The organism is Acidihalobacter yilgarnensis (genome assembly GCF_001753245.1).
Lineage (GTDB): Bacteria > Pseudomonadota > Gammaproteobacteria > DSM-5130 > Acidihalobacteraceae > Acidihalobacter > Acidihalobacter yilgarnensis.
Window position 1 is genome coordinate 1,312,768 of sequence record NZ_CP017415.1, and the last position, 12,069, is coordinate 1,324,836.

Genomic DNA, 12,069 nt, shown 5'->3' on the forward strand with positions numbered 1-12,069 from the left:
CGTTCGTGCGTCACCGATTCAACCCATGGCGGTGAAGTCATAATCCATACGTTCAGAAGGCACCTGCAGGAAATTTCCCTGGATATAGTTGATGCCTAAACCCCATAACGTTGGGAGGACTTGCGGATCTTCGACGCGCTGCGCGATCACCATGCGATTCTCGGCGTGTGCCTGGCTGGTCAGCAGTTTGAGGGTTTCCTGATTTTCCGGACTATTGGGCAAATCGTCCATGAAGGTGCCATCGAACTTGAGATAGTCTGCCGGCACTTGTTTGAGCAGTTGGAACGGATTGGCGCCGCTACCGAAGTCGTCGAGTGCGAGACGGCAGTGAATCTGGCGTAGTCCCTTCTGGAATTCGCGCGCTTGGCGTAGATAGTTGACCGCAACGCCGGTCTTGATCTCGAACACCAGCAGGTCACCGAGGATGCGGTTTTCCTTGAGTTGTTCGGCCAGCCAGGGAAGCATTTCCGGGTCCTGCAACGAACCGGCTGTCAGTTTGATGAACAGGATCGTGCGCTTGTTCTCTCGCAGACGTGAGGAGACCTGCTTGAGGGTGTGATGCAGCACCCAGCGGTCCAACATCTTCGCGACGCCGCTGCGTTCGGCGCTGGGCATGAATTCGCGAGCCGCGACCGGCTGACCTTTGTCGTCGAGCATGCGCATGGAGACGTTGTAGTGCTCGCCATGGTCACCGTTCAGGCTGACGATCGGTTGGAAGAGCAGGCGCATGCGATTTTCCTTGATGGCCTCGCGCAGGCGCTTGCTCCACAATTCGTCGAGTTGCCGCTGGCTCATTTCGCCCTCGCGAGGGCGATAGATCACGCCCTGGCCGCCAGTCGAATTGGCCTGTTTGAATGCCCGTTCCGCACGAGCGAGGACCTCGTTGGCGTCGGGCGCATTCTCGTCGATAACGCTGCCGCCGAGGCTGGCGGGACTGGCAATCGACCTGCCGTCAAGTTCGCAGATGTGATTGGTGATGGCGTGGTTGAGGCGGTCCATGTAGGCCTGCAGCGCCTCGGCTTGCCAGGCATGGGTCAGTACGATGAAGCGATTGCCGTCGAAGCGGCAGGCGATATCGCCTTCGGTAATTTGCTGTTCGAGTAACTTGCCAAAATCTACCAGCACCATGTCGCTGCCGGAAATGCCGAAGGTTTCCTTGAGCGATTCGAAGCGATCCAACGCGAGTAAAATGACTGCCCGGTTACCGAGCCCACGGGTGGCGGCAGTCACCGTTTCCTTGAGCTGTTCCATAAAGTACTGACGGTTGTACAGCCCAGTCATGAGGTCGCGCTGACTCAGGAAATGGATTTGTTTTTCCAGTTCCTTGGTATCGCCATCATGCCGGCGGATGACGATCTGAGTACAGTCTTCACCATCGATACTGGCTGGGCTGAAGGCCAATTCGGCATCGAATTCATCGCCGCTGACCGTTAGCAGATGCGTCGATAGCGTCTGTTCCGGTTCGCTACTCCGGGCATACTGGCGGAGGAATTCCTTGACGTCGCCTCGGTCCTGGCGGGTCACAAGATCCATTAACGGCACGCCCTCGATTTCATCCATGTCGCCGAAGCCGAAGAGGTCGAGGTAGGATCGGTTGGCGTAGATATGCATGCCCTCGTGGGCATAGCCGACCGCATCCTTGGAGCTTTCGAGCAGGAGCTGGCAACGTTTTTCCGCCTCGCGTACCAGTGCCTGGGCGTGTTTGAGGGCGCGCCAGTTGGTTTGCGCGAGCGCAGTACGCGTGACCACGTGCTGAAGATGTTCGTGATTGGAGGCCACAACGACATCATCGACACCGGATTCGAGATAGGGCATCGGGTCGGCAAGTGGTTTGTGGGTGAGGGCGATCATTGGCAGATGCTTGCCGGCATCGCTGATAATGGCTCTCAGGTTCGATAGCTCCAGCCCCGATTTTTCGATATCGAAGAGCAACAGATCGGCTTGGATCGTCGGCAATTGCTCGCGGAGCATTTCTTCCGAGGCGATGACCGTGGGTCGGACCGCGTAGCCGCAGTTTCTGATCGCACTGATCAGTTCCTCGGCTTCATTGAGGTCGGTCGTGACGATGATCGGCGCCAGCCGCTTGGTGTCCATGAGGTGAGACTCTCGATCCCGGGGTGGATTGCAGCATGCGTCCTAGTGGAGGCATGCGGTGGGAGAACCCCGTTCTATCATAATTTGGACCAGAGCGCGTCGAATCCGCTGTCCTGCGAGGCAGGTGAACCGGTGTCGATCGTGCTAATCATGAACTGCGCAAAGCTGGATGCGTATTGGAGGCATTCCTGAAGCCGGATATGACTCTCGTTGGCGCCTTCGGTGATGACCACTTCGTCTCCGGCCTGGAAGCGACCGGCTGGCACGATCAGGGAGCCAGGCTGCCGGAGGGCTTTGACCTCGGGCAGTAGCAGTGCATCCATCGCTCCCATGCCGGGGTGCCGACGCGTCTGTGCGGCATGCACGGTGATCTGATAGCTGCGGGCGGCGAGTAACTGGATGCCGATGATCAGTCCTTGTTCCGGGATGTTACGCATCCAACGGATGAGCCCGATACGCCACAAAGTCTTGCGTCCTTCGCGTTCGCGCAGAGCGATCAGTTCACCGACCTGGGAACGAGCGGGGCCAGGCTGCTCCCAGCTGATACAGTAGCCGCCTGGACTTGCATTGAGCAGCCGCCAATGCGCCCACTCCTGCGGCGGATTTTGATCGACGTCCGCAGCGCTGTCTGCGGGCATGAAATCCGCGGTGTCCTGTGGCGGTGCGTTGCGATCCCATAACGCGTCGTTGACCACCAGTCGCCAGATGTCGTCGCTGGTGGCGTTCGGGTCATAATAGTTCGTGGGGTCGGCGTTGTGGGTACGGTGATGCTCGGAAATCGTTTGCAGTTTGAGGCTGCGCGCCATGTCGGGCAGGCCCGCGGCCTTGAGCGACTCACCATGTGCCGTAGGGCGCTCTGGATCGGCTTGTATCGCGCGGTGGATCGAGTCGAGTCCGATGGCGACATAAATCCGCTCGTCGCGGTCGGCACGCGCAAAGTCTCGTTTGGCGTGCTGAGTGAGCGTGAGCAGGAGCCGTCGGGCGAGTTCCGGAGGCAGGATGCCGGCTGCCTGCGTGCCGGGCAGGCCGGTGGCACTCCCCTGTAGTTGCGCGCGAAGCTGTGTCAGCAGTCTGTCCGACGCAATGCTGCGCAGGCTAGAGGCCGCCGGGATATCCGTTAGCGTGGTATAGGCGGGCGGGCGGTCCAGGTCGAGATTGATCAGGTAGACCCCATTGCTCGCATCGGTGACCGGCTGGTTGTCGATGCTGACGAGCGTTGCGGTCTTCTCGAAGAAACTGGCCAAGCGCTCGGCCTCACCCTGACGAAGGGTGGTGGGAGTGGTCAGCGCGAGTAGGGCAATTTGAAGATACGCCTCTGCGATGCTCGATTGCCGGATATTGTGGTAGGTGTTGTCCTTGACTACGTTGGCCGTGAGTTGGTGTTCCTCGGCGAAGGCATAAAGCAAGTGGATGTCATGCCACATGCCCGCGGGCTCGGTTTCATACATCTGCGCGGCTTGCAGGTGTATGAGGCCCATGTGTCGTAATGCCCTGTGGGTGGCGAGTGTTAGGAGTTTACTGCTCAAGGCCTCGCCTTTCGAGGCATCCCGCAAAGCCAACTTGTAGCCCGTGGAAAGTTCCTTGTGCAGGCGTAGCAGCAGTCGAAGAATTTTGCGGCCACGCGGCGGCAGCGGCAGCGAACGTGCGATGAACTGGCGGGCGAGATGTTGCAGCACGGCCTGGGCGCTCTCACGGATCAGCTCCATATTCTGTATGCGCTGTCCGGCGGGCAACTGGGCTTGATTGAGTGTGAGCAGGCCGTTGTAAATCAGCCGGGTGGTTTCTCCCATGTCGACCAGCGGCAGGGCCTTAAGCCAGCGACGCAACGGTCTGGGCGATAGGGGAATGCCTTCATCTAGAGAAGGCCGAGTCTTCAGCAAGGGCCACAGCATCGGCGTCGTGTCCGGCTTGTATGTGATTATTATGAAAATTCGTGATTATGGGGCAATAGTAGCGCTATCTCGGCCCAGGTTGAAGCCTCTCCGATCCAAGCTATAGCGGAATATCGGTTTTCGACGGTTGTCCGGCTTCCTCGCGGACCAGACGCGGCACCAGATAGCCGGGCAGGCGCGCGCGAACTGCGCGCACGATATGCGTGGCATCTTGCTCCTCGATCTCGAAATGCGCAGCTCCTGCGACCGGGTCGAGCAGGTGTAGGTAATAGGGCATGACGCCGCATTCGAACAGCCGCAAACTCAATTCCGACAATATCTCGGCGTGGTCGTTCACCCCGCGTAACAACACGCTCTGATTGAGCAGCGTGACGCCGACGTCGCGTAGACGCGTGAGGGCATGGGCAACCGAGTGGTCGAGTTCATTGGCATGGTTGGCGTGAATTACGCAAATGACTTGCAGCCGACTGCGTCCGATCCACGCCAATAATGCGTCGTCGACGCGCTCCGGCAGCACGATGGGCAACCGCGTATGCACGCGCAGGCGCCTGAGCTGCGGCAGGTGTTCCAGCGCCGACACCAGTTCGCCGAGCTTGTCGTCGTCGAGCATCAGTGGATCGCCACCGCTGAGGATGATTTCGTCGATCTCTGGGTGGGCGCGTAGGGTTTCCAGTACCTCGGCCCAGTGACCGCGTGAGGCGCTCGCCTCGGCGTAGGGGAAATGGCGCCGGAAGCAGTAGCGACAATGGATCGCGCAGGCGCCAGTGGCGATCAGCAGCGCGCGCCCCTGATATTTGTGCAATAGGCCGGGACCGGCGAGGGAGGTCAGGTCGCCGACCGGATCGGCCACGAATCCGGGTACCTTGGCGTTCTCGATACCCAGAGGCAGCACCTGACGCAACAGCGGGTCGTGCGGGTCGCCGCGCTGCATTCGCGCGGCGTATCCCCGGGGTACCAGCAAGGGGAATTCACGTATCGGTTGCTCGGCACCGGCGATCAGATCGGCGGGTAGACCCAGATATTCCAGTAGCTCGTGGGGGTCGCGGAACGCCATCCGCAGCGCGTGGCGCCAAGCCGCGCCGCGCGCATCGTCGTGGTTCTGTATTGCCTGTGTTGTAAGCGTTATCATATGCGGCTTTATCTTACTTCAATTGCCTCGGCGCGCGGCGCGATACCGAGAGGGGACTATGGCGACATACAGCACAAGTGAGTTTCGTGGTGGGCTGAAGATCATGTTGGACAACGATCCTTACGCGGTCGTCGAGAACGAGTTCGTCAAGCCGGGCAAGGGCCAGGCCTTCAATCGGGTGCGCATCCGCAATCTTAAGACGGGTCGCGTGATTGACAAGACCTTCAAGTCGGGCGAAACCGTCGAGGCGGCGGACGTGGTCGACGTCAATATGCAGTACCTCTATGCGGATGGCGAATTCTGGCACTTCATGGTGCCGGATACCTACGAACAGTACGCTGCAGGTGAGGCTGCCGTCGCCGACGCGAAGGCTTGGCTCAAGGATCAAGATACTTGCATCGTAACCCTGTGGAACAATCAACCACTGACCATCACGCCGCCGAATTTTGTCGAATTGACCATCGTTGAGACAGATCCAGGCGTGCGTGGCGACACCGCTACTGGCGGCACCAAACCCGCCAAGCTGGAGACCGGTGCCGTGGTCAAGGTGCCGTTGTTCATCGAGCAGGGCGAAGTGCTGCGTATCGACACGCGGTCCGGCGAATACGTCTCCCGCGTCAGCAAGTAAATCGGCATTGATGGACTGGGTCCCTTCCGCAGCGACGGAGGTGCTGGCTCAGCGTGCCCAGATGCTGGCGGCCGTACGCGACTATTTTGCAACACACGTCGCGATGGAGGTCGAAACGCCCGCTCTGTCGGTCGGCGCAACCACCGATCCGATGATCGAAAGCTTCGCGGTACTGGACGGTGCCGCGAAGCGCTATTTGCAAACATCGCCAGAGTTCCCAATGAAGCGCCTGCTGGCGGCCGGGAGCGGCGACATCTACCAGATCTGCCGGGTCTTCCGTGCCGAGGAACAAGGCCGCTTCCACAACCCTGAATTCACTTTGCTGGAGTGGTATCGCCTCGGTTGGGACGATGCGCGCTTGGCCGACGAGGTCGTCGCGCTGATTCGCGCGGTTGCTGACGCCTTGGCTCTGGCGCCTGACTTCGAAGTCGCCCGCCTCAGTTACGCACAGGCGTTCGAGGCACGGCTCGGGCTTGACCCACATCGAGCCGAGGTGGCCGAACTGGTTGTCGCCGCCAGCGATGCGGGTGTGTGCCCCGAGGGCGATCTTTCACGTGATGGCTGGCTCGATTTACTGATGGGCGTGGTGGTCGCCCCCGGATTTCCGTCGAACCGCCTGACGGTGGTGGGTGATTACCCGGCCAGTCAGGCCGCCCTGGCCCGCATCCGCGCCGGCGACCCGCCGGTGGCGGCGCGCTTCGAAGTCTTCGCGGGCGGGCTGGAACTGGCTAACGGCTTCCACGAATTGACCGATGCCGACGAACAGGCGCGCCGTTTCGATGAGGATGTGCGTCGCCGCGTTGCCACCGATGCGCCGAGGCGACCGCCGGATCGTCGATTGATCGACGCGCTGGCAGCAGGACTGCCGGATTGCGCCGGGGTGGCGCTGGGCCTGGACCGCTTGCTGCTGTGGTTGACCGGTCGGTCGCGCCTGTCTGAAGTGGTCGCCTTCGCTTGGGATCGCGCCTGAGGGTTCAGTCGGCGCAGCGCAGTGCCAGGCGGCTACCCATGCGTACTGCTTGGCCGGTGGCCAGCTCGGTAGACCAGTCGATCGCGCCGGGTCCAAACAGCAGGATCACCGTAGATCCCATGTTGAAGCGTCCGAGTTCAGCGCCACGCGCCAGGCGTATCGCCTCGTCGCCATCGTCGGGATAGCTCAGTTGGCAGACATGCCGCCCCGCTGGCGGTGTAACCAGTCCGGCCCACACGGTTTCGATGGCGGCTACGTTGATGGCGCCGACCATGATCACGGCCATAGGCCCCACCGGCGTATCGAAGTGTGCGACCACGCGTTCGTTGCGCGCGAACAGTCGCGGGATTGTGGCCACCGTATGCGGCGCGACGCTGAACAGGCGGCCGGGTATATAGGTCATGTGCCGAAGAACGCCATCGATGGGCATGTGGATACGATGGTAATCTCGGGGTGAGAGATAGAGTGTGCTGAAGTTGCCGTCGCGATAGGGCTGGGCGGCATCCTCTCCGGCCAGTAATTCGGCCAAGCTGTAGTCGCGTCCCTTGGCCTGGAAGATGCGGTCGGCGTCGATGCTCCCGATCGCGCTGACCGTGCCATCCACCGGCGAGATTACGCTGTTCGGATCGCTATCCAGCGGTCTGGCCGTCGACTGCAGCGCACGCGTGAAAAAAGCGTTGAAGCTGGGATACTCACGTATTTGAGTATGTACCGCTTCTTCAAGATCGACGCCATAGACCCGGACGAACCAACGGATGACCGGTGCTGCTAGCGGCGAGCGAATACGGGTCAGCGCGTAAATGACGCGCGAAAGCGCATGATGCGGCAGCAGGTATAGCGGCCAGGCTTTCAGATAATTGCTCAGCATGTCTCGATTTCCAGATGGGTATCGCGGGCATCCTGCCTGCGCACGACCAAGGTTTGCGGACCTGCGGATGGGTTTGCCCGACGTGGGGGCGTATTATCGCTGATTTTTTGCCGCGCGTGGCTGGCGGCGGAGAGGGATGAAATGGAAATTTTGGAGGCACAAACCGGCGAGTTGTCGACCTTGCGAGACGTGATGCGTTGGGGCGCAAGCCGATTCGCCGAGGCGGGCATCACCTGCGGGCACGGCATGGGCAACGTGCTGGACGAGGCCGTGTATCTGGTGTTGCATGCCTTGCATCTGTCGCCCGACGTGGATGCCTCATGGTTCGACGCGCGCTTGACCGCTGCCGAGAGACGCACCGTGCTCGAATTGCTCGCGCGGCGCGTCGACGATCGCAGGCCGGCCGCTTATCTGACGCAGGAGGCATGGTTCTGTGGGCTGTCGTTCTATGTTGACGAGCGTGTGTTGATTCCGCGTTCGCCAATTGCGGAGCTGATCGAGTCAGCCTTTGAACCGTGGATCGAAGCGGAACGGGTAAATCGAGTGCTGGATGTGGGCACGGGCAGTGGCTGTATCGGTATCGCCTGCGCTTACGCTTTTCCCGATGCTGAAGTCGATCTCGTCGACATCTCACCGGATGCGCTGGTCGTTGCCGAAACCAATATGGCCCGCCATGGTCTGGCGGGACGGGTGCGCACAGTGCATTCGGACGGTCTGTCGGCGCTCGGGTCGGCGCGCTACGACATTATCGTGAGCAATCCACCCTATGTGGATGCCGCCGACATGGCGGGCCTCAGTCCTGAGTTCCAGCATGAGCCCGTATTGGGACTCGCAGCCGGTGAAGACGGATTGGACGTGGTCATGCCCTTGCTGGCACAGGCTATCGACCATCTCAATCCAGGCGGAATTCTGGTCGTAGAGGTAGGTAATAGCGCACCTGCGCTGAGCCGGCGTCTGCCCGGTTGGCCGCTCACCTGGCTCGAATTCGAGCGTGGGGGGAGGGCGTGTTTTTGTTGACGCGCGAACAGATCGAGGCATCCAGCGGCGTAGCGCGCTAGGGCGCCGCGCCGCCGGTAGGGCGGAATCCAGGTCAGGTGGTCGGGATTTCGCCTTTGGTTTCCTTGATCGTCGGCGGATTGACGGCGGCTGGCTTGACCGTGGTGGTGGCCGTCGGGATATGGTCAATGCTGGTGGTGATCTTCGCCTTCGCTCGCAGGTCGCTGACGTATTTCTGAATCGCCTGTTGCGTGAGCAGCGACTCGATTCTGGGTTTGACTTCCGCGAAGGACGGCGGATTGAGCTTGCGCGTGCCCTGCAACAAAATCACGTGCCAGCCGAAGCGTGTATGCACCGGGGACTTGGTGTACTCGCCCTGTTTGAGTTTTTCCACGGCGGCGGTGAACGGTGGCACCATGGTGTCTGCCGTGAACCAGCCCAGCTCCCCGCCCTGCGGTGCGGAGGGTGCGATCGAGTCTTTCTTGGCCAGGGCCGCGAAGTTCGCGCCCTTGTTGAGCTGCTCAATGACTTTTTCAGCTTCAGCCTTGGTCTTCAGTAGAATGTGACTGGCCTTGTATTCGGTGCCACCCGATTGGGAGACGACCTGCTTGTAGGTCTTCTCGAGTTCGGCGTCGCTGTATTGTGGATGTCCGAATTTTTCTCGGAGTAGTGCCTGAATCAAAGTGTTGGCAGTGTTTTCCTCGATCTTTGCCTGAATCTGCGGACGCTTGTTGATACCTGCGTTCACGGCTGCCTGCTTGAGCAGTTGCATGTCCACGAGTTCTTCGAGCAGGGCCTTGCGGCTGAGTTTCACGTTGGGCATCTGCTGGGCACGTCCGACCATGTAATTATCGTATTCGGCCAACGTGATCGGTCGACCGTTGACCGTGGCAACCACATCGGCACTCGGCGGCGCGGCGTGCGTATCGCTTGTGGTGGCGTCGGTAGATTTGGACTGGCAGCCGGTGAGCAGGGTAGCGGCAATGGCTAGGCTGGCGGTGAGCCAGACGATTCTGAATTTCATGGGCGGGTTTCCGGATCGATGGTAGAGAGGGGGCGAAATATCGCGGCAGTGCTGCGAAGACAATGCACCCCGATTCAGGGGAAGGTCTGGCGAAAGGGGCGAACGTCGAGGTCGGCGTAGACACCGGCGGCGACATAGGGGTCTGCCTCGGCCCAGGCGCGTGCCTCGGACAACGTTTCGAATTCGGCGATGATCGTACTGCCGCTGAAGCCTGCCGGGCCTGGATCGTCGTTGTCGATGGCCGGCATCGGACCGGCGAGTACCAGTCGACCTTGATCGAGTAGGCTCTGAAGCCTAGCGACGTGCGCAGGACGTGCGCTAAGGCGTTTTTGCAGGCTGTCGGGGTGATCTTGCGCAAAAATGATGTAAAGCATTCAGATTTCCTCGTCTGCCGGGGTGTCCTGCATGAAGCGGGCGAGATAAAAGGCCTGGGCGATGATGAAAATCATACTCAGCCCGAGCATGCCGAACATTTTGAAGTCCACCCAGGTTTCTTGACTGAAGCGATAGGCGACCCAAATGTTGAGCGCGCCGGAGATGATGAAGAAAATAATCCAGCCCATGTTCAGTCGCCGCCAGATCGCGGCAGGTACGGTGATGGCGTGAGACATCATGCGCTCAACCAGTGTGCGTTGGCCGATCAGATGGCTGACCAGGAACGCGGCTGCGAACAGCCAGTTGAGGATCGTCGGCTTCCACTTGATAAACAGAGGGTCATGAAAGGCGAGGGTGGCGCCACCGAATACGCTGATCAGCGCAAGCGAGACCAGGTGCATGGTTTCGAATCGGCGGTGCCGCAGCCAGTAAAGTGCGACCTGCAGGAACGAAGCCGCAATAGCGACCGCCGTGGCCAGGAAGATGGCGTCGGCGTGATCGCCCGCTTTCAACGTCAGCGGGAGTAGCGGATTCAGCGCATGGATGATCTCTGGCGGGATCGATGCGTAGAACTTGTAGACCAGAAAAAACAGGAGAACCGGGAAAAAATCGAAAAGCAGTTTCATGTCCGGGCCCGGTGTTGGCTCATCCGGCGATGATAGCAGATCGTTAGCGATGGGTGCGTAAACTGATCCCTGGCGCTAACATGTCGATTCCCGTTACGCGAAGGCGCTCATGAGTCAGTATTTCGAGATACACCCGGAAAATCCGCAGTCGCGCCTGATCCGCCAGGCCGTCGATATTTTGTCCGGTGGTGGTGTGATCGTTTACCCCACGGATTCCTGTTATGCCTTGGGTTGCCTGATCGGAGACAAATCGGCACAAGAGCGTATTCGCCGTATCCGCAAAATCGAGCCGAGCCATCATTTCACACTGGTGTGCCGAGATCTGTCGGAAATATCGGTTTATGCCAAGGTCGACGACCGTGCATACCGGTTGATGAAGGGGCTGACACCGGGACCCTATACCTTCCTGCTGCCCGCCACCCGAGAAGTGCCGCGGCGATTGCAGAACCCCAAGCGGAAAACCATCGGCCTGCGCGTGCCCGACAACGCGGTAGCGCAAGCGTTGCTTGGTGCCTTGGGAGAGCCGCTGATGAGCACCACGTTGTGGTTGCCCGGCGATACGCTCCCGCATACCGTGGGTTACGAGATTCGCGAGCGTCTGGAACACGAGGTCGATCTGGTGATCGACAGTGGTACTTGTGGCGTGGAGCCGACGACCGTGATCGATTTGGACGAGATTCCACCCCGTATATTGCGTGCGGGTAAGGGGGATGCCAGCCATCTTCAGGCCGATTGATCGGATGAAGCGCGTAGACGAGAAGTTTTCCCCGTTCGAGTGAGGGGATCGCGTATAATTCGCCGCTTATGAGTCCCGATCAGATCATACAAACCATTAGCATCTGGATACTGCCAGTGCTGTTCGCGGTGACCCTGCACGAGGCGGCTCATGGCTATGCGGCCAAGCGTCTCGGCGACACCACGGCACAAATGCTGGGCCGGTTGAGTCTCAATCCGCTGCGTCATATCGATCCTATCGGTACGGTTGTGGTGCCTCTGGCCTTATTAGTGCTCGGCGGCTTTATCTTCGGTTGGGCCAAGCCGGTACCGGTCAACTTCAATAATCTCAAACATCCGCGGCGCGACATGGCCCTGGTGGCGGTCGCTGGCCCGATGGCGAACCTTGCCATGGCACTGTTCTGGGCGCTGGTGATGAAGCTTGGTCTGAGCTTCGCGAGTACCGGCAGCAGCTTCGCCGTGCCATTGACCCTGATGGGGCAAGCAGGCATCTCCATCAATCTGATTCTGATGATCCTGAATCTGTTGCCCTTGCCGCCGCTGGACGGTGGGCGCGTGCTTTCTGGTCTGCTGCCACCCATCTGGTCTGACCGCCTGGATCGCATCGAACCCTATGGACTTATCATCCTCGTGGTTTTGCTGATGACGCATGTGCTATCCATGATCATCGGCCCGATTTACGCCCTCATCGGTGGAGGGATATACAACCTTTTTGGTCTGCCACATCTGTAG

At 60.0% G+C, this 12,069-nt stretch carries 12 protein-coding genes; 5 read left to right on the top strand and 7 right to left on the bottom strand.

Annotated elements, in window-relative coordinates; all coding sequences use genetic code 11:
* Positions 1 to 18: 18 nt before the first annotated feature.
* From BI364_RS06205 to epmB, 3 genes are all read right to left on the bottom strand, one after another.
* Positions 19 to 2,094, bottom strand: a complete 2,076-nt coding sequence (locus tag BI364_RS06205; RefSeq protein WP_070077988.1) for a GGDEF/EAL domain-containing response regulator — start codon at positions 2,092 to 2,094, stop codon at positions 19 to 21.
* A gap of 77 nt (positions 2,095 to 2,171) precedes the next feature.
* Positions 2,172 to 3,986, bottom strand: a complete 1,815-nt coding sequence (locus BI364_RS06210) for a hypothetical protein (RefSeq protein WP_156782640.1) — start codon at positions 3,984 to 3,986, stop codon at positions 2,172 to 2,174.
* Between the two features lie 100 nt (positions 3,987 to 4,086).
* A complete protein-coding gene (gene epmB / locus BI364_RS06215) occupies positions 4,087 to 5,115 on the bottom strand; it encodes an EF-P beta-lysylation protein EpmB (RefSeq protein WP_070077990.1) in 1,029 nt (342 codons plus the stop codon).
* 58 nt (positions 5,116 to 5,173) lie between these two features.
* Here epmB and efp point away from each other — a divergent pair, with 58 nt between their 5' ends.
* On the top strand, positions 5,174 to 5,743 hold the full coding sequence (gene efp, locus BI364_RS06220; protein WP_070077991.1) for an elongation factor P: 570 nt from the start codon (positions 5,174 to 5,176) through the stop codon (positions 5,741 to 5,743).
* 7 nt (positions 5,744 to 5,750) lie between these two features.
* The gene (gene epmA, locus BI364_RS06225) at positions 5,751 to 6,713 is read left to right on the top strand and encodes an EF-P lysine aminoacylase EpmA (protein WP_083251192.1); all 963 of its coding nucleotides are present in this window, start codon (positions 5,751 to 5,753) and stop codon (positions 6,711 to 6,713) included.
* Between the two features lie 4 nt (positions 6,714 to 6,717).
* Here the strand turns inward: epmA and asd are convergent, their stop codons facing one another.
* A complete protein-coding gene (asd, locus tag BI364_RS06230) occupies positions 6,718 to 7,581 on the bottom strand; it encodes an archaetidylserine decarboxylase (protein ID WP_070077993.1) in 864 nt (287 codons plus the stop codon).
* A 141-nt stretch (positions 7,582 to 7,722) separates the two neighbouring features.
* On the opposite strand from asd, the gene prmB reads away from it, so the two are divergent.
* Positions 7,723 to 8,598, top strand: coding sequence for a 50S ribosomal protein L3 N(5)-glutamine methyltransferase (gene prmB, locus BI364_RS06235; protein ID WP_070077994.1), 876 nt, complete (start codon positions 7,723 to 7,725; stop codon positions 8,596 to 8,598).
* Positions 8,599 to 8,671: 73 nt separating this feature from the next.
* Here prmB and BI364_RS06240 read toward each other — a convergent pair whose 3' ends face one another.
* The 3 genes from BI364_RS06240 to BI364_RS06250 all read right to left on the bottom strand — a co-directional run bounded on the left by BI364_RS06240 (position 8,672) and on the right by BI364_RS06250 (position 10,602).
* Positions 8,672 to 9,601, bottom strand: a complete 930-nt coding sequence (locus BI364_RS06240; RefSeq protein WP_070077995.1) for a peptidylprolyl isomerase — start codon at positions 9,599 to 9,601, stop codon at positions 8,672 to 8,674.
* A gap of 74 nt (positions 9,602 to 9,675) precedes the next feature.
* On the bottom strand, positions 9,676 to 9,975 hold the full coding sequence (locus tag BI364_RS17810; protein WP_070077996.1) for a YciI family protein: 300 nt from the start codon (positions 9,973 to 9,975) through the stop codon (positions 9,676 to 9,678).
* The gene (locus BI364_RS06250; protein ID WP_070077997.1) at positions 9,976 to 10,602 is read right to left on the bottom strand and encodes a septation protein A; all 627 of its coding nucleotides are present in this window, start codon (positions 10,600 to 10,602) and stop codon (positions 9,976 to 9,978) included. It abuts the gene before it with no gap.
* Positions 10,603 to 10,711: 109 nt separating this feature from the next.
* Between BI364_RS06250 and BI364_RS06255 the strand changes: the two genes are divergently transcribed.
* Positions 10,712 to 11,338: an L-threonylcarbamoyladenylate synthase gene (locus BI364_RS06255; RefSeq protein ID WP_070077998.1), complete on the top strand. Its 627-nt coding sequence runs from the start codon at positions 10,712 to 10,714 to the stop codon at positions 11,336 to 11,338.
* A gap of 68 nt (positions 11,339 to 11,406) precedes the next feature.
* Positions 11,407 to 12,069, top strand: coding sequence for a site-2 protease family protein (locus BI364_RS06260; protein WP_070077999.1), 663 nt, complete (start codon positions 11,407 to 11,409; stop codon positions 12,067 to 12,069).